Below are 23,742 nucleotides of genomic sequence, written 5' to 3' on the forward strand. Positions count from 1 at the left end.
AGGGAGCAGGGAGCAGGGAACGAAGTGAACAGCATGATGAGTCTCTTCCGGCGGGGCCGGGGCGGTCCGGGCCGGGTGAGCGTCCAGGAGGCCGCCGCCCGGACCGGCGACGGCGGTGACGCCGTGCTGCTGGACGTCCGTGAACCCCACGAATGGCATGCCGGGCACGCGCCCGGTGCCGTGCGTCTGTCCCTTTCCACGCTGGCCGCCGGAGCCGGGCTGCCCGCCCGGGCGCAGGCGCGGCCGCTGGTCGTGATCTGCCGCTCCGGCAACCGGTCCCGGCAGGCCGCCGAACTGCTCGCCGCGCGGGGAGCGGACGCCGTGGACGTCATCGGCGGAATGCGGGACTGGGCGGCCGCCGGACTGCCGGTGGTGGACGCCCGAGGCCGTAACGGCACCGTCGCGTGACCGCGGTCGTCCTCGCCCTGGTCGCCGGCGGCGCCACAGGGCTGGCGCTCGGCGCGCTCGGGGGCGGCGGCAGCGTCCTGGCCGTGCCCGCCCTGATCTACCTGCTCGGCTTCACCCCGGTCGCGGCCACCACCGCGAGCCTGGTCATCGTCACCCTCACCTCGGCCACCGCTCTGTCCGCGCACGCCCGCGACGGCCACGTGCGCTGGCGTACGGGACTGCTGTTCGCCGCCGCCGGAACCGGCCCGGCGATGCTGGGCGGCGCGCTCGCCGGGAGCGTGCCCCAGGCGGTGCTGACGGCGGCCTTCGCGGTGGTGGCGGGAGCGGCGGCGGTACGGATGCTGGGCTCGCGGCCCGCCGTACAGGGCGCCGTCGCGGTGCGTCCGGGCCGCGCGGCGGCGGCCGGGGCCGGTCTGGGCGCGGTCACCGGTGTGCTCGGTGTCGGCGGCGGCTTCCTCGCCGTGCCCGCGCTGGTGGGCGTGGTCGGCCTGCGGATGCGGGCGGCGGTGGGCACCAGCCTGGTCGTCATCACCGTCAACTCGCTGGCGGCACTGGCGATGCGGGGCGGTACGGCGCAGAGCCTGGACTGGGCCGTCGTGGGTCCGTTCGTCGCGGCCGCGATCCTGGGCGCCTGGGACGGCAAGCGGCTGGCGGCCAAGGTGTCCGGCACCGCGCTCCAGCGGATCTTCGCCGTCGTCCTGCTGCTCGTGGCGGCCTTCATGCTGCTCGACGCCCTGCTGTGACCGCCACGGCCGCCCGTCTCACGCCAGTGACAGGAACAGCTTCTCCAGCCGGGCCCGCATCTGCTCGGTGTCCTCACCGTTCCTGCGGCCGGACTCGACATCGGTCAGGCACTGCTGCAGACCGGTGGCGATGATCGCGAAACCGGCCCGGTCCAGGGCGCGCGAGGCGGCGGCGAGCTGCGTGACGACGTCCTCGCAGTCGCGTCCCTCCTCGATCATCCGGATCACCCCGGAGATCTGACCCTGTGCGCGCCGCAGCCGGTTCAGCACGGACTTCAGGTCCGCGCCCTCGAGTTCCAGTTCCACCATCACTCCTCGACCAATACCCCTAGGGGTACTGTACGTCCCGGTTCGGGACGGCGTCGACCATCACCCCCCTGCTCGCCGAGCTGCCCCACAGCCGCCACGGCGTTGCGCACGCGCTGAGCGCGTCGCACGCAGTGGGGCCCGGTCCTTCCGGAAGGACCGGGCCCCACTGGTGACGCGGTTGGCATCACGCGGCGCCGTGCTGCCTGCGGCGCATCGTCAGGTACGTGCCCGTGGCGCCCGCGGCCAGCAGCGCGCCCACGCCCAGGCCCACCGCCAGGGTGGGGAACTGCGAGGCGTCGGTGCTCGCGGCGGTGTTCTGCATCGCCGGGCCCGGGGTGATGTGGGTGGAGACCGGGGCGATGTGCCGGATCGGACCGACCGACTTCACCGAGCCGTTCGCGTTCAGCAGCACCTGCTTGTCGTTGGGGTGCCGGAAGTCGAACATGCCGGACAGCGAACCCGCCGTGGCGTCGAAGGAGTGGTCGCCGATGCGGCCGGTGTGCCAGTTGTCCTCGACGAAACGGATGATCGAGGACTGGTCGGTCAGCGTGTGGTCGACCTTGTTGACCTTGCTGTAGGGCGAGATGACCAGCAGCGGCTGACGGGTACCGGGGCCGCAGCGGTCCGCGTAGCCGCCGGACGCCTTCGGACCGGCCTGGCAGGCGGGGCTGTCCGTGGCCTTGTTGTTGGAACCGAGCGAGGTGTCCGTGGAGCCGTTGCGCGGGGCGACATAGGCGTGGTCGTACCAGCCGTCGGAGTCGTCGTACGCGATGACGACGGCCGTCGACCTCCACTGCGGCGAGCTCTGGATCGCGTTGATCTGGCTGACGAGGAAGTGCTGCTCGTCGATCGGGTCGGAGTAGCCCGCGTGGCCGTCCTGGTACTCGCCGGCCTTGACGAAGCTGACCGCCGGGAGCTTGCCCGCCTTGACCGCGGCGGTGAAGTCGGTCAGGTCGTAGTTGTGGTTGGCCTGGCCGTTGTGCCCGATCTCGTCGACGCTCCTGGGCGGCAGGTGGTGCGGGTTGGACGTCGACTTGTAGTACTGGAACGGCGAGTGGTGCGGGCTGTAGTCGACCGAGGAGGCGCCGCCGATGTTGGTGTGCGCGGTGTCGCACTTGGCGTGGTCACCCGACTTGCCGTCCCAGGCCGTGGACGGCCGGAAGCCGCCCTGGAACCAGCCCCACGTCACCTTCTTGGCGTTGAGCAGGTCACCGATGTTCCTGCCCTGCATCGCGGCCAGCGCGCTGGTGCTGGTGCGGTCCTTGTCGGAGCAGTCGTCGAAGGCCGGGTCGGGGTCGTTGATGACCGTGCCGACACCCTTGGCGTCCGGTGACTTGACCGCGTACGAGTCGGGGGTCGAGGTCTGCTTGCCGGTCGTGGGGTCGACGGAGACGACCCCGTGCGTCTGACCCGAGACCAGGTTGAGCGCGCCGGGCGTGGAGGGGCCGTAGACCGAGCTGAAGGAGCGGTCGTTGAGGGAGTACTGCTGGGCGTAGTTCCACAGCGCGGTGACGGTGTTGCCGTCGTAGTAGTCCATCACCAGGCCCGGCTCGCCGAACAGGCCGCCGCTGCACTTGTCGACCTCGGTGTTCTGCACGTACTGGTCGGCCTTGCCGCCGTCCGCCGCGTACTGCTCCGGCCCGTAGGAGTGGTTCTGGTCGCAGGTCAGGGCCTGCGCCGGGGTGAGCCGCTTGGGCAGGTACTGGTTGGGGTTCTTCGTCAGCAGACCCGCGTGGGCCAGCGTGTCGATGTTCTTCGGCGTCTTCTTGGACGCGGTGAACCTCGTGCCGTCGGTGTTGGCGGCCTTCGGGTAGGTGGCGAAGTAGTGGTCGAAGGAGATGTTCTCGTCGAACAGCACGACCACGTGCTTGATCGGCGTCGCGGTCGAGGGGTGGCCCGGGTGGCCCGCGGGTACGGCGGCCCAGGCGGGGGCGCTGCTGCCGAGGACGGTGAGCGCGGCGGCTCCCACCAGTGCCCCGAGGCTCCTCGTCGCCGTTCGTCTTCCAGTGCTGGCCATGCTGGTTCACCCTCCGGACATGAAGGTCGGTGCGTCTTACCGGCACGGATGCTCCGCCGTGTGCGGGGCACTTCGGCGGAGACATGATGGCGCGAGAGTGAACACCGGGTCAGGGATGCTGGGACAAACCTTGACTGTGTATTGACCGATCGGGCTAAGAAGTTGTCCATACAAGGTCAGGTGATACGCAGGCAGGTGATACGCGGTCAGGTGATACACGGTCAGGTCAGGAGGGCGCGCCCGTACCAGTCCCGGCTGTCGCGCACGCCGGGCAGGGCGAAGAAGTAGCCGCCGCCGAAGGGGCTGATGTAGTCGGTCAGCGGCTCGCCGGCCAGCCGGTGCTGCACGGTTTCGAACTGCCGGGCCAGGTCCTGCTGGTAGCAGCAGAACAGCAGCCCCATGTCGAGGTTGCCGTTGCCGTCCATGCCCCGGTCGTAGTTGTAGGCGCGGCGCAGGATGCGCTGGTCGGCGGTGGCCGTCGTACGGGGGTTGGCGAGCCGGATGTGGGAGTCCAGCGGGATGACGTCGCCCTTGGGGTCGTCGGTGTACTTCGGCGTGTCGTGCTCCGCGTCGCCGTCCAGGGGCGCGCCGGACTCACGGGAGCGGCCGAACATGCGCTCCTGCTCGTTCAGCGAGACCCGGTCCCAGAACTCCACCAGCATCCGGATCAGCCGGACGACCTGGTAGCTGCCGCCGACGGCCCAGTCCGGCTCGCCCAGCGAGCGGCCCACCCACACCAGCCGGTCCATCTCGCGCGCGCTGGCGTGGTCCGGGTTGGCGGTGCCGTCTTTGAAGCCCATCAGATTGCGCGGGGTGCCGGAGGGCCTCGGCGGGCTGGAGAAGCCGTCCAGGCGCCAGCGGACCTGCATCCCGCCCCGGGTGTGCCGGGCGATGTCCCGCAGGGCGTGCAGCACGGTGTCGGTGTCGTCGGCGTGCAGTTGCAGGCTGAGGTCGCCGTGGCACCAGTCCGCCCTGAGGTCGTCGTCCGGGAAGGACGGCATGGCCGTCAGGCGGCGGGGCTTGAGCTCGGCCAGGCCGAACCGGTCGTCGAAGAGCGACGCGCCGACGCCCACGGTCACCGCCAGCGCCCCGGACGGCAGTTGCTCGCCGAGGACGCCGGAGTCGGCGGGCGGGGCGGTGATGCCGACCGGGTCGGGGGTGCCGCCCGCGGTCAGGAAGCGGGCGCGCTCGGTGACCGTCCTGAGCAGGTCGGTCAGGTCGGCGCGGTTGTCGGCGGTCACGTCGAGGGAGGTGAACACCGTGCACCTGCGGGGCTTGGCGGTCACGGAGGCCTGGTGGACGCCGTGGAACGGCGCGACCGGGGGAGTGGCCGCGTCGGAGGCGGTCGTCGCCGCGCCGGGGGCGGCCGCGCCTCCCGCGGCCAGTCCCGCGCCCGCCAGGGCCGCGCCGCGCAGGAACCGGCGCCGGCCGACTCCGCCCGGCTGCTCGTGCGTGCTCACACCGTCCTCCGCGGGTCGAACAGGGTTGCGACCGACGCCAGCCGCTCCACCAGATCACCGAACACCGCGTCGACGTCCTCGCGCCGCGTACGGCTCAGCCGGTCCAGCGGTGTCCAGGTGCCACCGTGCCGGAAGGCGTCCAGGGTCCGCCCGGCCCGGTCCAGCTCCTTGTCCAGGCCGGGCAGATCGGCGTACCGGGAGGTGAGCAGTGGCCGCAGCCGGGAGAGCACCTCGCGGGTGCCGTCGAGGTTGGCGCGGGCGGTGGCGAGGTTGCTGCCGCTGCCGTAGTCGGTCCGGCCGGTCAGCTCGAACTGCACGGTGTTCTCCACGATCTCGTGCGCCCGCAGCCCGAGTTGGGCGGGGTCCATCCGGGTCTGCGCCCAGTCGTCGCGCAGCGCGGTGACGGCCTTCACCAGGGCGCCGGCCGGACCGCGCAGCTCCTGCGCCGACTGCCCGTGCCACAACCCGTACTCGATCCGGTGGAACCCGGTGAAGTCCCTGTCGCGCACCCCGTCGGCCGACTCCGCGTCGGTGCCGTTGATCTGCCCGTCGGCGTCCCCGAAGGCGTCGTAGGCGGCGCCCAGCCGCTCGTACTCCAGATGCGCCGGCAGCCAGTCGGTGCGCGCCCCGGCGAGATCGCCGCGGTCGATGTCGTCGCGCAGGGTGGTGGTCAGCCGTACGACGTCGGCGAGTCCGGTGCCGACCCACTTCTGGTAGGCGATCGCGGGCGGGATCAGGTCGTGCTCGCTGACCGGGGCGGCGGCCGGTCCCGGACGGCCGCTGCTGATCCGGACGGTGGGTCCGGTGACGGCGTCGGCGTCGTCGGGCACGCACTTGAAGGCGTAGGAGCCCTTGCCTACGCGGACGGTCAGGGTGCGGGTCGTGCCGGGGCCGATGTCCTCGACCTCGCCGTACACGGCCCGGCTCCTCGGGTCCTCCAGGAAGACCTCGGCGGCGCCGTCGGTGGTGTTGTGCAGGTCGAAGACCTGGACGCCGGGGACCGGGTCGTCCCAGCCGTGGCCGCAGCGGCTCGGTGAGACCTCGACGGTGGTGTGCGGCAGCCCGTCGGAGGAGGTCCGGGCGTGGGCTCCGCCCCCGGAGCGGGCCAGCGACAGGCCGACCAGGGCGAGCACCAGCAGCAGACCGAGCGCCCCGCCCAGCCGTAGCGGGGTCAGCCTGAGGCCGGAGAACGGCATCCGGACCTCCGGAGTCGTACGTACGTGATCACCACATCCTAGGAAGCGGAATCGGCCCGAACAGGCGTCCACAACAAGCCATGACCAAGAGTTCCCCCTGGGTTCACTCGGCGTCCTGGGAGGCGTTCAGCGGCCACCGGGTGTATCGAGAAGGTAGCGGACCACGGCCCTCTGGAGCCGCGCCTACAGCTCGGGCCACGGCTGCGGACGCCCGGACCAGCCGGAAGGCGAGAGCCGGCGCACCCGCACTGCGCCATGCCGTTCACCCGGCTGGCCGACTGCGGCATGGACGATGCGTCCGCATGTCGGCTGCTCGCCGGGACTGCCGGCAGGACGCGGTGGCAGGATGCGGCCGTGGCCATCGCGGACGAGCAGCCGGAGCGCGCCCGGCACGCGCGGGCGGCGGGACACGACGTCGCCGCCCGCCAGGCGCACCGGCTCGCCTCGGCAGCCCTGACGCTCGCGCAGATGGCCTATCACACGGACACCCCCGAGAAGCGGGAGCTGTACACCCGCTCTCGCGCCGGGCCTGGAGCGCGTCGAGAGCCCTCAGCGGGCGGCACGCTCACCGGCCGGCTGTGTCTGCCCGCTGTGGCACCCGGGCGGTGGTCGTCGTGTGGGGCCGGCTCAGCGGCTGGGGAGCGGTCCACCAGACCGTCCCCGCCGCGTATGCCGCCGGCGGACTGGCCTGTCCGTTCGCAGAGGGGCCGGGCCAGGACGCGTCCCGGCCGCGCCCCGGGCTGTACGTCGACGAGCGCGTCACCGAGGGCTTCGCCCGCTTCCTCGACTTCCCCGCGTCCCACCCCGCCTCGTCCGGCCTGTCGGCCTCTACGGCGTTTGCCTCGGCGGCCGATTCCCCGCCCGTCTGGCCGCCGCCGTGGCCGTCAACGGTGCCCCGGTGGCACCGGCGGTCTCCGAGTTCCGTACCGCCCGCCGCGAGCGGATGGCGGCTCCGGTGGGCACCGAGGACCGGAGCGAAGGGGCCCGGTCATGGACGCCCTGCGCTTCGGCCCGGACGGTCACCGCATCGCCCGCCCGCTGTCCTGCTCCATGGCGGCCTGGTCCACTCGCCCGCCACGAGCAGCAGGGACCCTTGCCCCGCGCGGCCACCCGGCCACCGCGACCGGCCGCGTCCGGCACGGCCGGGAACACACCCTCCACGGCCACGCGGGCGAACCCGACGCGTACGCTGCAGACTGGTTTATGCGTCAACTACCGGGCCGCGATCTTCGAACAGCTGGGAACGCCATGGACTTCACCGTCGAGACCGCCACCGACGCGGTCGTGGACAGCTTCCGCACCACCAAGGACCAGCGGCTGCGGGAGCTACTGGGAAGCCTGACCCGCCACCTCCACGACTTCGTGCGGGAGGTCGAGCCCACGCTCGAGGAGTGGGAGCAGGCGATCGACTTCCTCACCGCCGTCGGCCAGAAGTGCGACGACACCCGGCAGGAGTTCGTCCTGCTCTCCGACGTCCTCGGTGTCTCCATGCTGGTGGAGACCATCAACGGGACCGAGAACGGCACCGAGGGCACGGTCCTGGGCCCCTTCCACATGACCGAGTCCCCGGACCGCGAACTCGGCGATTCCATCGACCTGTTGGGCACCGGCCGGGCATGCGTGGTCTCCGGCAGGGTGCTCACCGCCGACGGGACCCCGCTGCCGGGCGCCGAACTCGACGTGTGGCAGTGCAACGAGCAGGGCTTCTACGACGTCCAGCAGCCCGACGTCCAGCCGCCGGGCAACGGACGCGGACTGTTCCGCGCGGACGACGAGGGCCGCTACTGGTTCCGCACCGTCGTCCCCTCCCACTACCCTATCCCCACCGACGGCCCCGTCGGCCGCCTCCTCGACGCCACCGGCCGTCACCCCTACCGCCCCGCCCACATCCACTTCATCGCGAAGGCGGCGGGCCACCTGCCGGTGACCACGCACGTGTTCGTCGCGGACAGCCCCTACATCGACTCCGACGCCGTCTTCGCCGTGAAGAGCGGCCTGATCACCGAGTTCGCCGAGTCCCACGACGAGCAGGACGCCGAACGCCTCGGCGTGACCGTGCCGTTCGCGCACGCCCGCTTCGACATCGTGCTGGCGCCGGAGGGCTCCCGATGACCTTCACGTACGAGGCCCTGCCCATGCGGGTCGTCTTCGGTTCCGGCAGTCTGCGCCAACTGCCTCAGGAGGCTGAGCGGTTGGGGCTGCGCCGACTGCTGGTGCTGTCAACACCCGGTCAGCGCGCCCTCGCCGAGCAGGCGGCCGCCCTTCTGGGCGACGCGTGCGCCGGGACCTTCACCGAGGCCCGGATGCACGTCCCGGTCGAGGTCGCCGACGCCGCCCGCGCGGCGGCCCGGGACACCGGGGCCGACGGCTGCCTGGCCATCGGCGGCGGATCGACCGTCGGTCTGGGCAAGGCGATCGCCCTGGACTCCGGGCTGCCCGTGATCTGTGTGCCCACCACCTACGCCGGCTCGGAGATGACCCCCGTGTGGGGGCTGACCGAGCACGGCCGCAAGCGTACCGGCCGCGACCGCGCCGTCCTGCCCCGCAGCGTCGTCTACGACCCCGACCTCACCGTCGGCCTCCCCGTCGACGTGTCGGTCACCAGCGGCTTCAACGCCGTCGCGCACGCCGTGGAGGCCCTCTACGCCCCCGACGCCTCGCCGATCGTCTCCGCCATGGCCGAGGAGGCGGTCCGCTCCCTGGGCACGGCCCTGCCCGCGATCGCCGCCGACCCGCTGGACACCGACGCCCGCGCCGACGCCCTGCGCGGTGCCTGGCTGTGCGGCGCGTGCCTGGGCGCCACCACCATGTCCCTGCACCACAAGCTCTGCCACATCCTCGGCGGCACCTTCGACCTGCCCCACGCCGCCACCCACACCGTCCTGCTCCCGTACGTCGCCGCCTTCAACCTCCCGGCGGCACCGGAAGCGGACCAGTCCCTGCGCCGGGCGCTGGCCACCGACGACGTACCCGACCACCTCGCCCGCACGTCCGCCGCCCTGGGAGCCCCGCGCTCCCTGTCCCAACTGGGGCTCGCCGAGGAGGACTTGGACGAAATCGTCACCCAGGCCCAGGCCCAGCCCTACGCCAACCCCCGCCCGATCACCGAACCGGAGCTCCGCAGCCTGCTCACGGACGCCCTCAACGGGAGCCTCGCGCCCTGACGGCCCACGCATGATGTGATCGTCGCCACAGAGACGACCCGGGCCGGGCGGACAGAGCTGGTTGTGGAACTTTCCCTACGTGAGCGGATACGCGCTGGCGATCCCGAGGCGTTCGCCGAGCTGTTCACCGCGCACGCCCGGGCCGTCTACGGCCACGCCGCCCGGCTGACCGGGGACCGGGGCACCGCGGAGGACGTGGTGTCCCTGACCTTCCTGGAGGCCTGGCGGCTGCGCGAACGACTCAGACCCGAGGCCGCCGGCCTCGACCAGGACACCGGCGCGCCCGCGGACGAGAGCCTGCGGTCCTGGCTCTACGGCATCGCCACCAACGTCCTGCGCAACGTCCGCCGAGCCGCCCGCCGGCACAGCGCCGCGCTCGCCCGGTTACCGGACCGGGACCCCCTGCCCGACTTCGCCGACGACCTCGTCGGCCGCATGGAGGACGCCGCACGCCTCACCGCCGCCCGCACCGCGCTGAGCAGGCTCCGTACCGCCGAGCGCGAGGTGTTCGCCCTGTGCGTCTGGTCGGGCCTGAGCTACGCGGCCGCGGGCGAGGCCCTCGGCGTTCCCGCCAGCACCGTGCGCTCACGGCTCGCCCGGGCCAGGCAGCGCCTGCGACGGCTGTCGGAGGCGGAGCTGGCCCGGCAGGAGAAGGCGAGACCCGGCCCGCGCACCGGACAGGTACCGGGTGGCCGCCCCGAAACGGCCCGGTCGACACAGGAGAAGCACCGATGAACCCCGAAGAGCGCGAGGAACTGGCCAGGCTGCTGCCGAGCCCGGGCGAACCGGTCCTGACGAGCGACCGCCACGACCTGCTGAAGGACCATCTCATGCGCGAACTGACCATGGAGGCACGGCACTTCGAGGAGACCGGGAACGCGCCAGGGACACGCCGGCGCTCTCCGGGCCGCCGCTTCGTCCTGATGGCCGTACCCCTGGGCGCGGCCGCAGCGGTGGCCGCGACCGTCCTGATCGGCTCCGCCGCAGCCCCCGCCCCCGACGCGAGGGCGGCCGACCTCCTCAACCGCATCGCCGAGGTCGCGGCCGCGAAGCAGGCCGTGCCGGTCCGCGACGACCAGTACGTCTACGTCCGCACCCAGGGCTTCATGAAGTTCGCGGACGACGACATCCGGGTGCTGCGCGAGTCCACCTGGACGGCCGTCGACGGCAAGCGCGCGGGCCTGCGCCGGATCACGGTGCTGGTGGGCCCGCAGCCCCGCCCGCGGGACCCCTTCGCCTCGTACTCCAAGGGCACCCACGACATGCGGCTGAACCCCGACGCCAATGTCACCACCTACCGCGAACTGGCGGCGCTGCCCACGGATCCCGACGCCCTGCTGGAGAAGCTGTACGCCCACGGCAGGAGCGAGGGGCAGTCCGAGCAGAGCGCCGCGCTGGAGAAGATCGGCGACATGCTGCCCGACGCCACGCTGCTGCCCGCACTGGACGCCGCCCTCTACCGCGCCGCGGCGCGGATCCCCGGCGTCTCGGTCGTCCAGAACGCCAAGGACTACGCGGGCCGCTCGGGCATCGGCCTGACCTTCAAGGACCGCGGCGACCGCACCGTCTGGGTCTTCGACAAGCGGTCCCTCGACTACCTGGGCTCGAACAAGGAGGCACTGCTCGACACCGGGGTCGCGGACAAGGCGGGCCGGACGCCGGGGCGCTGAGTGCTAGGGGGCGTCGTCCCGCTCGAACAGCAGGCGGACGAAATCGGTGACCGGTCCCACGATGTCGAGGTCCTGGTCGAGGACCCACTGCAACTGGAGCCCGTTGAGCACCGCCTGGAAGAGGACCGCGGCGCTCTCGGGGGTGACCCCCTCGCGGAGTGCGCCGCGGGCCGCCTCGTCGGGGAAGCCGTCGGCGAACTGGGCGCGGCTGCGTTCGTAGCGCTCGACGAAGTACGTGTGCGCGGGATGGCCGGGCCGGGAGGCCGCCGCCGCGAGCTCGATCCACAGCCGCATCAGCTCGGGGGCCTTCTGGTGGCGGCGCATGAGCCCGGCGAGGTAGGGGGCGAGCTGGTCCGGCCCTTCCACCTGGTCCAGGCCCTGCTGCCACTCCTCCGCGTCGCGGTCGGCGAGCACCTCGGCGAGCAGTTCGTCCTTGTCGCGGAAGTGGTGCAGCAGTCCGGCGTGGGTGATGCCGGCCCGCTCGGCGATGTCGCGCAGGGAGGCCTTGGCGTAACCGCGCTCGGCGAAGCTCTCGCGTGCCGCCCGTACGATCTCCGCCCGGCGGGCCGGTGTCTTGGCGTACGGCCCCCGTGCCTTTGCCTGCCCCACGGTGCGCTCACCCTCCTCGACGAAGCGACCCGAAAATCTACCACACGGTCGGAATTGGAGTCGGCGGGCTCTCAGGCGTCCGTGGCGGCGCCCTCGTACCGCTCGAGGAACTGTTCCACGAACGCGAGGGCCTCCGTGTGCCGGGTCGTCATGCCCATCGTGTTCTCCATCATGATGATCCGGCCGAGGGCGTTCGTCATGGTCGCCGCCAACCGTGACCCCCGCCGCTTCGAGGACCCGGACCGCTTCGACATCCACCGGGTCAGCCAGCACATGAGCTTCGGCGTGGGCGCCCACTTCTGCCTGGGCGCGGCCCTCGCCCGGCTGGAGGGCCGGATCGCGGCGGAGGAGATCCTCCGGAGCTTCCCCGGCTGGGACATGGACAGGGACCACGCCGAGCTGGCGCAGACCTCGACCGTGCGCGGCCTCCGTGCCCGAGGTGTTCGAACTCGACGAGGGCGGCCAGGGACGGGCACGGTCCGAGACCCTGCCGGCCTCCGAACTCGTCCTGGAGGTCGCCGAGTCCTGCCCGATCGAGGCCATCGGCATCACGGACACGGAGAGCGGTGAGCGGATCTTCCCGCCGAACGCCTGGCCGTCACGGCCGCATGGGCCGACGAGTCCGACGGAACCGAACCATTGTGCTTCGCCCGGGTCGTTCGTAAGCTTTCCACTTGGAAGGTATTGAAACGTTTCAAGTGCTTCGTCTCAAGCACTTGCTCCACCCTGCCTTCCGGGGACGAAAGGAACGATCCGTGGACGAGGACAACAGAAGTGCGCTGAGCCGCCGGCACCTGATCGGCGTCATGACCGCGGCGGCGGCCGGGGCCTCCCTTCCGCTCGCCGCCGCACCGCGGGCCCGGGCGTCCGGCGGGCGCGGTGCCGCACCGGCCGGGCTGCAGGTCAACTCCCGCACCGAGCCGCTGGGCACCGAGACCGCGCCGGCCTTCAGCTGGCTGCCTCCGGTCGCCCGCCAGACCGCGTACGAGATCCGGGTCGGCACCGGCCCCGGCCGGGCGGACGTCTGGCGCAGCGGCAAGGTGGCGAGCTCCATCAGCACCGAAGTCCCTTACGAGGGCGGTTCGCTGGGTTCGGAGCGGGCGTACTTCTGGCAGGTGCGGAGCTGGGACGAGAAGGGCGTTCCCGGGCCCTGGAGCGAGCCCGCGCGGTGGGAGACCGGTCTGCTGAAGGGGGAGAAGGACTGGGCGGGCGCGCAGTGGATCGGCGGCCGTCAGCCCCAGGACCACGACTGGCGGGACCTGACCGCCACGGTCGTCTTCCGCGGCGGCCCCGATCCCACCGGAGGCCTGTCCCTGTTGCTGCGCGCCGAACCGGTCGGCAAGACCTGGGGCGAGGGCCTCAACTGGGCCATCCGCCGCAACGGCGACGACATGCAGCTGGTCATGAGGACCAGCCACTACGCCGGCAACACCTGGGTCGACGACGGCACCTCCGAACCCCACTGGGGCGTCGACCACTACGACCCCCAGAGCGAGACCAACCCCACCACCGCCGGCACCCGCAGCGTGCCCGTCGCCACGATCACCCTCCCCGCCTCCACCGGCCTGACCAAGGACACGTGGGCCACCCGCGACCACACCGTCCGGGTCACGGCTCAGGACCTCACCGTCACCACCATCGTCAACGACGTCGAGGTCGACCGCCGCACCCTCACCGGCGACCAGATCCGCCGCCACGGCAGCTTCGGCTTCGCCGGCGGCACCTCCGCCACCATCCGCGACGTCAAGGTGACCGGCACCGGCGCCCCCGACTTCGCCGTCGACCTCACCACCGGCGCCAACCCCTTCGAGGCCGGCATCGCCACCCTCGACGGCCTGACCTTCCCGCCCAAGAACCCCTACATCCCCGCCAAGAACGCGATCCTCCCCATCGCCAACCCGGCCCCCCTCCTGCGCCGCGCGTTCACCCTGCCCCGCGGTCGCCGCATCACCAAGGCCCGCCTGCACCTGAGCGCCGCCGGCAACGTCACCCTCACCGTCAACGGCGAGCCGATCACGGTCGACGGCAAGCAGGCGACGCGCGAGCGCACCAACGTGCCCCGCCTCCTGACCGACCAGAGCACCTACGACCGCACGGTCCTCTACGACACCTTCGACGTCACCGCGCTGCTCCGCGACGGCCGCGAGAACGTCCTCGCCGCCGAACTGGGCCGGGGCTGGTACGGGGTGACGACCCCTCAGGAGTGGTACTGGCAGCTCGCCCCCTACAACGGGGCACCCCGCCTGCGCGCCAAGCTCGTCGTGACCCACTCCGACGGGTCCACGACCACCCTCGTCACCGACAAGGACTGGCTCACCGCCGACGGACCCACGATCTTCGACTCCGTGTACTCGGGCGAGAAGTACGACGCCCGCCGGGCCGAGGAGTTGGGGGAGTGGCGGACCTCGGACCACCGCACCGGACGCGACTGGCGCCCGGCCACCGTCCTGATCCCGCCGGGCAGTTGCTCCGGCCCGTCCCCCGAGTACCACGGCCCGCTGCCCGCCACCACGATCCCCGCCGGCTTCCGGCCCGCCGCCGTACGCGCACACGAGGCGGAGCCGGTGCTGGTCAACGAAACTCTCCGCCCGGTGTCGCTCACCGAGACGGCACCCGGATCAGGCGTCTGGATCCTGGACTACGGCCAGATCATGACCGGCCTCGTCCGCCTGTCCCTCACCGGCGTGCGCCCCGGCAAGGAGGGCCTGACCCTCCGCATCCGCGGCGGCAACCGCATCACCGGCGGCGACGGCACCACCGCCTCCCCGCTCTCCGTGGAGGAGGAGAACTTCCAGCACGACGCCGACCTCCAGACCCACTACTACACCCTCGGCAGACGGCCGACGCAGACCTGGGAACAGCAGTTCAGCCACTTCGGCTTCCGCTACCTGGAGGTCATGAACCTCGAGGCCGTCCTGGGCCGCCCCCCGGACCTCAAGCGGGACGCGGACGTCCTGACCGTCGGCGTCGCCCGCTCCGGCTTCGCCCGCACCGGCACCTTCACCACCGACAACGCCCTGCTCAACCGCCTCCAGCGCAACCTGGAGTGGGCCGAGCGCAACAACCTCGTCCAGAAGCCCACCGACACCCCCTCCCGGGAGAAGAACGGCTGGACCGGCGACGCCATGGCCAGCTCCGAGTCGGAATCCCTCACCTGGGACGTCAACGCGGTGCTCACCAACTACCTGCGCCACTTCCCCGACACCCAGATCTCCACCGGCCAGCTCCCCATGTTCGTCCCCGTGGCCAAGGGCGGTTACGGCTACGACCGCACCCCCGGCTGGAACGCCACGTGGAAGGCGGTCCCGGCCTGGGACTCGGCGTACTTCGTCATCCCGAGGGAACTGCACGCGTACTACGGCAACAGCAGCCTGTTCGCCGAGCTGTACGACCACCAGGACAGGCTCCTGACGTACTACGAGACGCTGTTCACCGCCGAGAACGCCTACCGGTTCGAGGCCTCGCTCGGCGCCTACTCCGGGGCCGAGGCCCCCGGCAGCAACGCCGTCATCAGCCTCGCCTTCTACATCCACTTCTGCGACTACATGGACGAGGTCGGCCGCGGACTCGGCCGCACCGAACGGGCCGCCCACTACGCCGGGTTGGCGCGCACCCTGCGCAAGGCGTTCATCGCCAACTACTGGGACAGCGGTCAAGGCCACTTCACCCAGGGCAGCATCTCCAGCGAGAACGCCATGGCCATCGCCTTCGACCTGGTCCCCGGCTCCGACCTGGACCCCGACGACCCCCGCCACCTGTCCGGCACCGGGACACTTGCCGAGAACAAGAAGGCCCTCGCCCAGTTGCTCGCCGACCGCATCACGGCCGCCGACGGACACATCCAGAACGACATGTACGGCTCGCGCTACGAGTTCAACATCCTCAGTGAGTACGGCTACACGGACATCGCGCTGCGCGCGGTCACCCGGACCGGCGTGCCCGGCTACGTCCACCAGATCGCCAAGGGCGCGACCTCGCTGTGGGAACAGTGGACGGACCGGCTCTCGGTCGACCACCACTACCGCTCCAACGTGGCCACCTGGTTCTACCAGAGCCTGGCCGGCATCAGGCCGACCTCGACCGCCTACGAGACGCTGCGCATCCGCCCGTACATCCCCTCGGCCCCGGTCAACAGCCGGGTACCGACGGGCGTCGACGACACGGACCTGTCGCCCGCCCCGCTCGACCACGTCAGCGCCTCCATCGACACCGTGCGCGGGAGGGTGTCCTCACAGTGGCGACGGCGTGCGGACGGCAGGATCGAACTGGCGGTCACGGTCCCCTGCAACACCGAGGCCGAGATCTGGGTGCCCACGCAGGACAAGCCCGTCAGTGCCCCGAAGGGGGTCGCCCACCTCCGCGACGACACCTCGGGAGGCGCCGGGTACGAGGTGTACCGGGCGCGGGCGGGGTCGTACGTCTTCAACGGCTGAGGCTTCAACGGCTGACGCCCGACCGGGCCGGTTCACCTGTCGCGTGAGCCGGCCCGGTGTCAGGCCGTCTCACCGGCGTCGGCGAGGAGCGTGCTGCCCGTCATGAAGGCGGCCAGGTCGCTCGCGCAGAACAGCACCACCCGCGCGATGTCGTCGGGCACACCGATCCGGCCGAGCGGGCCCGGCTGCATCACGGACAGGAAGGTGTCGCTGGGTACGCCGGCAGCGGCGGCCGCCTCCATGTTCCCCTCGGTCGGCACGAACGTCGGCGCTACGCCGAGTACGCGGATGCCGAACGGCGCGAACTCCAGGGCGAGTTGACGGGTGATCCCGCGCGCCGCGTGCTTCGAGCCGACGTACGCGGCGAGCCCGGGACCCGTTCCCCGGAACCCGGCCGTGGAGACGACGTTGACGATGACGCCCCCGTTCCCGGCCTCGCTCATCCGTCGTGCGGCCTCCCGGGCTCCGAGGAAGGCACCGCGCGCGTTCACCGCGAACACCGCGTCCCAGGTCTCCTCGGTCATCTCGAGCGCGGGTACGGCGGGGAAGATCCCGGCGTTGTTGACCCAGATGTCGATGCCGCCGAACTCCCGGACCGCGAGGTCGGCGGTCGCGGCCACGCTGCCCGCGTCGGTGACGTCCAGGTGCGCGGCCAGCGCCCGGCCCCGACCCCGTCGGCCGAGTTCCTCGGCCGCGGTGTGGGCGAGTTTCACCTCGAGGTCCGCGAGGAGCACGTCCGCTCCTGCCTCCCCCAGGCGTTCGGCGATGGCCCGGCCGAGACCACGCGCCCCACCGGTCACGACGGCGAGCCGCCCGGACAGGGAGATCAGTTCTGCGAGTGAGCGGGACGAGACGTCAGGAACGGCTGCCATGCTGTGTCCTTCCGGCGGCGGGGCGGTCAGATGCGGTGGGTCATCGTGACTGCCTTTCGCTCCAACATTTACCACGTGGGTGGTTTTCGCTGGAACGTAGGTGGGGTCAGGCGCCGGGGCCGGGCTGTCGGGCCGTTCTCGTGGCAGGCTGGTTGATGCAACAACTAGAGCGGGTGGAGGGTGGTCCCGGTGAGCAACGTGGAGACCGAACCGGCGGCGCTGCGCTGCGGTGCGGCCGTGGACGACGGCGAGTCTGCCGAGGCGCCCCGGGTCGAGGTGTTGTCGGCGCGGGACGTGCCCCTCGGCGGCCCTCGGGCGATGCGTGTACGGCGGACGCTTCCGCAGCGGGCCCGCACCCTGATCGGCGCCTGGTGCTTCGCCGATCACTACGGCCCGGTCGACGCCACCGCGCGCGGCATGAACGTACCCCCGCATCCGCACACCGGTCTGCAGACGGTGAGTTGGCTCTTCAGCGGCGAGATCGAACACCGGGACACCCTGGGCACCCACGCGCTGATCCGACCCGGCGAGATGAACCTGATGACCGGCGGTCACGGCATCGCCCACTCGGAGGTCTCCACCCCGAACACCACCGTCCTGCACGGGGTTCAGCTGTGGGTGGCCCTGCCCGAGGAGCACCGCGACACCGGTCGGGACTTCCAGCACCATGTGCCCAAGCCCGTTTCGGTGGACGGGGCCGAGCTCCGGGTGTTCCTCGGCTCACTCGCCGGAAGCACGTCCCCGGTGCGGTCGTTCACGCCCCTGCTGGGCGCGGAACTCACCCTCGATCCGCGGGCGACGGTCACGCTGGCCGTGGATCCCGCCTTCGAGCACGGACTCCTCGTCGACGCCGGGGACGTCCGCCTGCTGGACACCGTGCTGCACCCCGCCGATCTCGGTTATGTCCCCTGCGGTACCGACACCCTGACGCTGGTCAACGAATCGGACGCGCCCGCCCGCACGATCCTGCTCGGCGGCCCGCCCTTCGAGGAGGAGATCGTCATGTGGTGGAACTTCATCGGACGCAGCCACGAGGACATCGCCCGGGCCCGCGAGGACTGGGAGGCCGCCTCCGACCGCTTCGGCACCATCGAGGACTTCCCGGGCGGCCGCCTCCCCGCCCCCGCCCTGCCCAACGCCGTCATCACCCCACGCCGCAACCCCCCGCGCCACTGACCTCACCGGGGGCGTTGGCCGGCCGGGCAGCCGTCGTCGGCGCATCACCGGCCCGGACGTCGTTCCGGTCGGATCTCAGGCGTCGTGGCCGTCGGCCGTGAAGAGGCAGAAGGGGTGGCCGGCCGGGTCGTGCAGGACGCGTACATCGTGCTGGGGCTGGAAGTCCGCCATGGTGGCTCCGAGCGCCAGGGCGTGCTCGACGGCTGACGGGAGGTCCGTCACCTCGATGTCCAGGTGCATCATCATCTGCTGGTCGGAGCGGGCGGAGGGCCACTGGGGACGGGTGAAGAGGGGCTCGGTCTGGAACGACAGTCCCTGGCCGCCGTCGGGCGGCGCGATCTCCAGCCAGTCCGGCTCCTCCTTCCGGATCGGCCAGCCGAGCAGGCCCTGGTAGAAGTGCGCGAGCGCGCGGGCGTTCGGTGCGTCGAGGGTGGTCGCGGCCAGCGTGAAACGCGGTTGGGGCTTCATGCGGTACTGGTGCCCGGGCAACGGGGGCGGATGTGCGTCCACCGGATCGATACGCCGTACCGTACGCTGACCCGTATGCCCCGCCACTCCGCGGCTCTCGACCGCGCGACCCCCGAGCGCATCGCCGAAGCCGCCCTCGGGCTCGTCGACGAAGGCGGCCCCGAGGCGCTGACCTTTCGGGCGTTGGCCGTGCGGCTGGAGATCTCGCTCGCCTCCCTCCAGCGGCGCTGCACGGACCTGGCGGGCCTGCTCGACCTGTGCGTCGACCAGGTGGCCGCCAGGCTGCCCGACGTCGAGCCCGGTACCGAGTGGGCCGCCGCCACCGAGGCCCGGTTCACCGCGCTGTACGAGCTGCTGGCGGCCCATCCCGGCCTGCTCGCCCTGCGCGGGACGCGCCCGTGGCTCGGTCCGAATCTGCTGGCGCGGCTCGTCGAGCCGCAGCTCGCCGACAGTCTCGCCGCCGGCATGACCCCGCAGGAGGCGATCACCGCGTACCGGCGGATGTATCTGCTCACCCTCGGCGGCGCCGGCTTCGTCGACCACCGCGACCCCGGACCCGCCCGGGCGGCCACCCGTGCCGCACTGGCCGCCCTCGACCCGGACCGGTTCCCCGCGCTGACCGCCCACCTCGCCGCGATCGTGCCCGCCGTGACCGATCACGAGGTCTACTTCGGCGCCCTGCGTCAGCTCATCGAGACCGCGGACCCGGGCGGGCGCGCCCCACGCTCACCGAACACTCCCGCACCTGACGGACCGTAAGGACACCACCATGAGCACCGCTCCTCCCGCAGCCCGCGTCTTCAGCAGCGACAACACCGCCGGCGCCTCCCCGGAAGTCCTCGAGGCCGTCGTCCGGGCCGCCGCGGGCCAGGCCCTGCCCTACGGCGCCGACGACGTCACGGCCACGGTCCGGCGCCGGCTGTGCGAGGTGTTCGAGCGGGACGTCGACGTCCTGCTGGTCTCCACCGGCTCCGCCGCCAACGCACTGAGCCTCGCCGCGCTCACCCCGCCCTGGGGCAGCGTGCTGTGCCACCGGGACAGCCACATCAACAACGACGAGTGCGGGGCCCCCGAGTTCTACACCGCGGGCGCGAAGCTCGTGCCGCTCGGCGGATCCGACGCCAGGATCGACCCCGAGGAACTGCGCGCCGCCGTACGGCACAAGGCCGGGGACGTGCACAGCGTGGAGCCCTCCGTGGTGAGCGTCACCCAGGCCACCGAGACCGGTGCCGTCTACACCCCGGACGCGATACGCACCCTGGGCTCGATCACCAAGGACGCCGGGCTGCGTCTGCACATGGACGGTGCCCGCTTCGCCGGTGCCGTTGCCGCCCTCGGCTGCGCGCCCGCCGACGTGACCTGGCGCGCCGGGGTCGACCTGCTGTCCTTCGGGGCCACCAAGAACGGCACCATGACCGCCGACGCGATCGTCGTCTTCGACCGCTCACTCACCGCCGAACTGTCCTTCCGTGCCAAGCGCGCCGGCCAGCTCGCCGCCAAGATGCGCTTCCACGCCGCCCAGTTCGACGCCTACCTCACCGACGACCTGTGGCTGCGCAACGCGGAGCACGCCAACGCCATGGCGGCCCGCCTCCAGGAGGGCCTGAAGGCCGTGCCCGACGTCGGACTGCTCGGTGCCGCCGACGCCAACATCCTCTTCTGCCGCTTCCCCCGGCAGGTCATCGACGGACTCCTGGCCGACGGCTACGCCTTCTACCACGACCGCTGGGAGCCGGGCGTCGTCCGCCTCGTCACGTCCTTCGCCACCACCCCGGAGGACGTCGACCACCTCGTCGGTGCCGTCCGCCGCCACGCCGCCTGACCGTGGGCGCCGCTCAGTCGGTGGCGCGCAGCAGCAGCTTGCCCGTGGAGGTGCGCCCGCCCATCAGCCGGTGTGCCTCGGCCGCGTCCGACAGCGCGAACTCCGCGGTGACCGGAAGGCTCACCGTGCCGTCGGTGACCTTGCGGAAGGCTCGCCCGGTCAGGGAGCGCAGCTCCTCGGGCGCGGACCGGGCCAGCGTGAGGATGGAGAATCCGGCGACTGAGCTGCCGTACGGGTACAGCTCCGGCTGGCCCACCCGCCACGGCTCGGCTCCGCTCGCGTTGCCGAAGGAGACCAGGCGTCCGAAGACGGCCAGCGCTTCGAGGCCCCGGCGCAGGGTGTCGCCGCCGACGGGGTCGAGGACCAGGTCGACGCCCCTGCCGCCGGTGGCGCGGCGCACGTCGTCGGAGAAGGTGTCGGCGGTGAACACCTCGTCGTAGCCGTGCTTGAGCGCGTGCTCGGCCTTGCCCAGGGAGGAGACCACGCCGTAGACCGCGCCGGCGCCGGCCGCCCGGGCCAGCTGTCCGGCCGCCGTGCCGATGCCGCCGGCCGCGCCGTGCACCAGCACGCTCTCCCCGGCGCGCAGCCGGCCCACCTCGTGGAGCAGGGCGTGCGCCGTCGGCAGCACCGTGGGCAGCGTGGCCGCCGTCCGCAGGTCCAGGCCCTCGGGGAGCGGGAAGACGGTGGCCGGCTCGGCGAGGACGACCTCCGCGTACGCCGCGCCCTCGACGAGCGCCACGACCGCCTGGCCGGGACGCAGACCCTCGACGCCTTCACCGACGGCCCGGACCCGGCCGGAGACCTCCAGACCGGGGCGGAAGGGCAGCGACGGCACCCGGTAGCCCTCGGCGCGTGCCTTGAGGTCCGCGAAGTTCACGCCGACATAGGCGGTGTCGATGGTCACCTGTCCGGCCTGCGGCTCGGGGATGTCGGCCGCTACGACCTTCAGCACCTCGGGGCCGCCGTACTCCTGGAACTCGACTGCGCGCATGGGTCGTCCCCGCCTCTCGGTCCGTCTTCGTCGGCCAGTGTTCAATGGAAAGCGAACACTGGGACTGTAAGATATTCATCGAACACTCGGCAAGCGGCGTGGGCGGGACGACGGGGACGGGGAGAGGGGCATGGCGAAGCAGGCTGTGGGCGGCGGTCACCGCGCGGCACCGGTGCACACCGATCCCGAGGACGTCCCCGTGCTCACCGCGCTGTCCGCGGTGGCCGATCCCGTGCGCCTGCAGCTGATCCGCGAGCTCGCGGGCTCCGCCGACTGGAGCCGCAGCTGCGGAAGCTTCGACGTGCCGGTCGGCAAGGCCGCGCTCAGCCACCACTTCTCCGTCCTGCGCGGTGCCGGCCTGGTGGAGCAGCGGGACGAGGGGCCCCGGCGGGTCAACCGGCTGCGCCGCGAGGAGTTCGAGGCCCGCTTTCCCGGACTGCTCGATCTCGTGCTGAACGCCGACGGCGACCGACCCCGGGGGTGCGACCCCGCGTAGTACCCCGGTACCACCCGCCCGGCGTAGATCGAACCGCGGTACCACCGGATCGGACGGTCCGGTTCCTTAGCGTGTGAGGTGCGGCGGCCGACGGGTGCCGCGGACCGAGAGAGAGCACGCGGATGATCGAGGCACAGCAGCTCACCAAGAGGTACGGGGAGAAGACGGCCGTGGACGGGCTCGACTTCGTCGTCAAGCCGGGCACGGTGACGGGCTTCCTGGGACCCAACGGCGCGGGCAAGTCCACCACCATGCGCATGATCGTCGGGCTGGACGCCCCGACCAGCGGTTCGGTGACGGTCAACGGCCGTCGCTACGCCCAGCACCGCGCGCCGCTTCAGGAGGTCGGCGCGCTGCTGGAGGCGAAGTCGATCCACCCGGGCCGCTCGGCCTACAACCACCTGAAGGCACTGGCGCTGACCCACGGCATCCCGCGCGGCCGCGTCGACGAGGTCATCGAGCTCGCGGGACTGGGCAGTGTGGCCCGGAAGCGGGCCGGCGCCTTCTCGCTCGGCATGGGGCAGCGGCTCGGCATCGCGGCCGCCCTGCTCGGCGACCCGCAGACGGTCATGCTGGACGAGCCGGTCAACGGGCTCGACCCGGAGGGCGTGCTGTGGATCCGCAACCTGCTGACCTCGCTCGCCGAGGAGGGCCGTACGGTCTTCGTCTCCTCGCATCTGATGAGCGAGGTGGCCCTCGTCGCCGACCACCTGATCATCGTCGGACGGGGCCGGCTGCTGGCCGACACCACCGTGTCGGACCTGGTCCGCCAGGCCGGCGGCGACACCGTGACGGTGGCGACCCAGGACCCGGCGCGCCTGCGGGAGGTGCTGGCCGGACCCGGCGTCGACATCACCGGACACATCGGCTCCGAAGAACTCCAGGTCACCGGGGTCACCGCCCGCGAGATCGGCCTGAAGGCGGCCGAGCACGGCATCGCCCTGTTCGAGCTCAGCTCCCGCACGGTGTCGCTGGAGCAGGCCTTCATGGACCTGACCAGGGACGCGGTGGAGTACCACGGCACCACGACCGCCATCGAGACCCCCGGGAGGGCGGCATGACCACCATCACCGCGACCACCGAGACACCGCCCACCACCACCCCCGAACGCCCCGTCTACCGTGTCACCACGGCGGGAGTGCTCCGCTCGGAGTGGGCCAAGCTGTGGTCCCTGCGCTCCACCTGGATCACGCTGGGGCTCGGGCTGCTGTTCCTCGTCGCCTTCGGGCTGATCGCCACCGCCCGCTACAAGTCCGGGTACGACTCCGGCACCCTCGACAAGGACTTCGCCAGCCGGACGGGCGTCGAACTGTCCCTGTTCGGCACGGACTTCGCCCAGCTTGCCCTCGGCGTCCTCGGTGTCCTGGTCACCGCGGGCGAGTACTCCACCGGCATGATCCGCTCGACGCTGGCCGCGGTGCCGCGCCGGCTGCCCGTGCTGTGGTCCAAGGCCGCCCTGTACGGCGTGGTCGTGCTCGTCGTCGGCACGATCGGCGCGTTCGTCACCTTCCAGATCGGCAGCGGCATCGTCTCCGGCACGCCGGCGGCCATGAGCCTTTCCCACGCCGGTGTCGTCCGCGCCCTGTTCGGCGCCGGGCTGTACCTCGGTCTGGTCGGGGTGATCGGCGCGGCCCTGGGCATGCTGCTGCGCTCGGTGGCCGGCGGGATTTCGGTGCTGGTCGCCACGCTGATGCTGATCCCGGGCCTGGTGACGCTGCTGCCCAGCTCCTGGCAGGACAACATCAGCCCCTACCTGCCGAGCAACGCCGGTCAGTCGATGTACGCCCTCACCCACGACGCCACCAGCCTCTCGCCCGGCGCCGGACTCTGGGTCTTCCTCGGCTGGACGGTCCTCGCGCTGGCCGGCGCGGCCTACCGGCTGGTGCGCAGCGACGTCTGAGCGCCTGC

General features: G+C 72.1%; 23 protein-coding genes. 14 read left to right on the forward strand and 9 right to left on the reverse strand.

Going from position 1 to position 23,742, the window contains the following annotated elements:
* Nucleotides 1–36: 36 nt before the first annotated feature.
* Nucleotides 37–408, forward strand: a complete 372-nt coding sequence (locus tag ACWCQ1_RS30630) for a rhodanese-like domain-containing protein (protein ID WP_451027853.1) — start codon at nucleotides 37–39, stop codon at nucleotides 406–408.
* The gene (locus ACWCQ1_RS30635) at nucleotides 405–1,151 is read left to right on the forward strand and encodes a sulfite exporter TauE/SafE family protein (RefSeq protein WP_358602871.1); all 747 of its coding nucleotides are present in this window, start codon (nucleotides 405–407) and stop codon (nucleotides 1,149–1,151) included. The genes ACWCQ1_RS30630 and ACWCQ1_RS30635 overlap by 4 nt, the downstream gene beginning before the upstream one ends.
* 18 nt (nucleotides 1,152–1,169) lie before the next feature.
* Here ACWCQ1_RS30635 and ACWCQ1_RS30640 read toward each other — a convergent pair whose 3' ends face one another.
* The 4 genes from ACWCQ1_RS30640 to ACWCQ1_RS30655 form a co-directional block, all read right to left on the reverse strand.
* A complete protein-coding gene (locus ACWCQ1_RS30640; RefSeq protein WP_133049167.1) occupies nucleotides 1,170–1,457 on the reverse strand; it encodes a metal-sensitive transcriptional regulator in 288 nt (95 codons plus the stop codon).
* Between the two features lie 187 nt (nucleotides 1,458–1,644).
* Nucleotides 1,645–3,477, reverse strand: coding sequence for a phospholipase C (locus ACWCQ1_RS30645; RefSeq protein WP_358602874.1), 1,833 nt, complete (start codon nucleotides 3,475–3,477; stop codon nucleotides 1,645–1,647).
* A 221-nt stretch (nucleotides 3,478–3,698) separates the two neighbouring features.
* A complete protein-coding gene (gene efeB / locus ACWCQ1_RS30650) occupies nucleotides 3,699–4,937 on the reverse strand; it encodes an iron uptake transporter deferrochelatase/peroxidase subunit (protein WP_358602877.1) in 1,239 nt (412 codons plus the stop codon).
* Entirely contained in the window at nucleotides 4,934–6,133 is a 1,200-nt protein-coding gene (locus ACWCQ1_RS30655) for an EfeM/EfeO family lipoprotein (RefSeq protein ID WP_358602880.1), read from the reverse strand. The genes efeB and ACWCQ1_RS30655 overlap by 4 nt, the downstream gene beginning before the upstream one ends.
* A 1,248-nt stretch (nucleotides 6,134–7,381) precedes the next feature.
* Between ACWCQ1_RS30655 and ACWCQ1_RS30660 the strand changes: the two genes are divergently transcribed.
* From ACWCQ1_RS30660 to ACWCQ1_RS30675, 4 genes are all read left to right on the forward strand, one after another.
* Nucleotides 7,382–8,245, forward strand: a complete 864-nt coding sequence (locus ACWCQ1_RS30660; RefSeq protein WP_358602922.1) for a dioxygenase family protein — start codon at nucleotides 7,382–7,384, stop codon at nucleotides 8,243–8,245.
* Nucleotides 8,242–9,297 (forward strand): maleylacetate reductase, encoded by a 1,056-nt coding sequence (locus tag ACWCQ1_RS30665; protein WP_358602883.1) that lies wholly within the window; start codon nucleotides 8,242–8,244, stop codon nucleotides 9,295–9,297. The genes ACWCQ1_RS30660 and ACWCQ1_RS30665 overlap by 4 nt, the downstream gene beginning before the upstream one ends.
* 63 nt (nucleotides 9,298–9,360) lie before the next feature.
* The gene (locus ACWCQ1_RS30670) at nucleotides 9,361–10,032 is read left to right on the forward strand and encodes an RNA polymerase sigma factor (protein ID WP_133049148.1); all 672 of its coding nucleotides are present in this window, start codon (nucleotides 9,361–9,363) and stop codon (nucleotides 10,030–10,032) included.
* Complete coding sequence (locus tag ACWCQ1_RS30675; protein WP_451027835.1) at nucleotides 10,029–10,967, forward strand: CU044_5270 family protein; 939 nt, start codon at nucleotides 10,029–10,031, stop codon at nucleotides 10,965–10,967. The genes ACWCQ1_RS30670 and ACWCQ1_RS30675 overlap by 4 nt, the downstream gene beginning before the upstream one ends.
* A gap of 3 nt (nucleotides 10,968–10,970) precedes the next feature.
* On the opposite strand, the gene ACWCQ1_RS30680 is transcribed toward ACWCQ1_RS30675, so the two are convergent.
* Both ACWCQ1_RS30680 and ACWCQ1_RS30685 read right to left on the reverse strand, forming a co-directional pair.
* Nucleotides 10,971–11,576, reverse strand: coding sequence for a TetR/AcrR family transcriptional regulator (locus ACWCQ1_RS30680; protein WP_358602893.1), 606 nt, complete (start codon nucleotides 11,574–11,576; stop codon nucleotides 10,971–10,973).
* Nucleotides 11,577–11,647: 71 nt separating this feature from the next.
* Nucleotides 11,648–11,776, reverse strand: coding sequence for a hypothetical protein (locus tag ACWCQ1_RS30685; protein ID WP_358602896.1), 129 nt, complete (start codon nucleotides 11,774–11,776; stop codon nucleotides 11,648–11,650).
* Between ACWCQ1_RS30685 and ACWCQ1_RS30690 the strand changes: the two genes are divergently transcribed.
* Together ACWCQ1_RS30690 and ACWCQ1_RS30695 are read left to right on the forward strand one after the other, a co-directional pair.
* Nucleotides 11,775–12,146 (forward strand): cytochrome P450, encoded by a 372-nt coding sequence (locus ACWCQ1_RS30690; RefSeq protein ID WP_451027836.1) that lies wholly within the window; start codon nucleotides 11,775–11,777, stop codon nucleotides 12,144–12,146. The two genes, ACWCQ1_RS30685 and ACWCQ1_RS30690, sit on opposite strands and share 2 nt — an antisense overlap.
* Nucleotides 12,147–12,331: 185 nt before the next feature.
* Nucleotides 12,332–16,009, forward strand: coding sequence for a family 78 glycoside hydrolase catalytic domain (locus tag ACWCQ1_RS30695; RefSeq protein WP_451027837.1), 3,678 nt, complete (start codon nucleotides 12,332–12,334; stop codon nucleotides 16,007–16,009).
* A 59-nt stretch (nucleotides 16,010–16,068) separates the two neighbouring features.
* On the opposite strand, the gene ACWCQ1_RS30700 is transcribed toward ACWCQ1_RS30695, so the two are convergent.
* A complete protein-coding gene (locus ACWCQ1_RS30700) occupies nucleotides 16,069–16,881 on the reverse strand; it encodes an SDR family NAD(P)-dependent oxidoreductase (RefSeq protein WP_358602908.1) in 813 nt (270 codons plus the stop codon).
* Between the two features lie 189 nt (nucleotides 16,882–17,070).
* Here ACWCQ1_RS30700 and ACWCQ1_RS30705 point away from each other — a divergent pair, with 189 nt between their 5' ends.
* Nucleotides 17,071–18,057, forward strand: coding sequence for a pirin family protein (locus ACWCQ1_RS30705; RefSeq protein WP_358606053.1), 987 nt, complete (start codon nucleotides 17,071–17,073; stop codon nucleotides 18,055–18,057).
* A gap of 75 nt (nucleotides 18,058–18,132) precedes the next feature.
* Here ACWCQ1_RS30705 and ACWCQ1_RS30710 read toward each other — a convergent pair whose 3' ends face one another.
* Nucleotides 18,133–18,525: a VOC family protein gene (locus ACWCQ1_RS30710; protein WP_451027838.1), complete on the reverse strand. Its 393-nt coding sequence runs from the start codon at nucleotides 18,523–18,525 to the stop codon at nucleotides 18,133–18,135.
* Nucleotides 18,526–18,600: 75 nt separating this feature from the next.
* On the opposite strand from ACWCQ1_RS30710, the gene ACWCQ1_RS30715 reads away from it, so the two are divergent.
* Together ACWCQ1_RS30715 and ACWCQ1_RS30720 are read left to right on the forward strand one after the other, a co-directional pair.
* Entirely contained in the window at nucleotides 18,601–19,284 is a 684-nt protein-coding gene (locus tag ACWCQ1_RS30715) for a TetR/AcrR family transcriptional regulator (RefSeq protein ID WP_451027839.1), read from the forward strand.
* A gap of 10 nt (nucleotides 19,285–19,294) precedes the next feature.
* A complete protein-coding gene (locus tag ACWCQ1_RS30720; RefSeq protein WP_451027840.1) occupies nucleotides 19,295–20,347 on the forward strand; it encodes a threonine aldolase family protein in 1,053 nt (350 codons plus the stop codon).
* A 13-nt stretch (nucleotides 20,348–20,360) separates the two neighbouring features.
* Here the strand turns inward: ACWCQ1_RS30720 and ACWCQ1_RS30725 are convergent, their stop codons facing one another.
* Nucleotides 20,361–21,338, reverse strand: a complete 978-nt coding sequence (locus ACWCQ1_RS30725; RefSeq protein WP_358606041.1) for a quinone oxidoreductase family protein — start codon at nucleotides 21,336–21,338, stop codon at nucleotides 20,361–20,363.
* A gap of 130 nt (nucleotides 21,339–21,468) precedes the next feature.
* On the opposite strand from ACWCQ1_RS30725, the gene ACWCQ1_RS30730 reads away from it, so the two are divergent.
* From ACWCQ1_RS30730 to ACWCQ1_RS30740, 3 genes are all read left to right on the forward strand, one after another.
* Nucleotides 21,469–21,834, forward strand: a complete 366-nt coding sequence (locus ACWCQ1_RS30730; RefSeq protein WP_133049141.1) for an ArsR/SmtB family transcription factor — start codon at nucleotides 21,469–21,471, stop codon at nucleotides 21,832–21,834.
* 122 nt (nucleotides 21,835–21,956) lie between these two features.
* Nucleotides 21,957–22,895: an ABC transporter ATP-binding protein gene (locus tag ACWCQ1_RS30735; RefSeq protein ID WP_358606036.1), complete on the forward strand. Its 939-nt coding sequence runs from the start codon at nucleotides 21,957–21,959 to the stop codon at nucleotides 22,893–22,895.
* Nucleotides 22,892–23,734: an ABC transporter permease gene (locus tag ACWCQ1_RS30740; RefSeq protein WP_133049139.1), complete on the forward strand. Its 843-nt coding sequence runs from the start codon at nucleotides 22,892–22,894 to the stop codon at nucleotides 23,732–23,734. Before ACWCQ1_RS30735 ends, ACWCQ1_RS30740 begins: the two co-directional genes overlap by 4 nt.
* Nucleotides 23,735–23,742: the final 8 nt, after the last annotated feature.

Source organism: Streptomyces sp. NPDC002144, assembly GCF_053593695.1.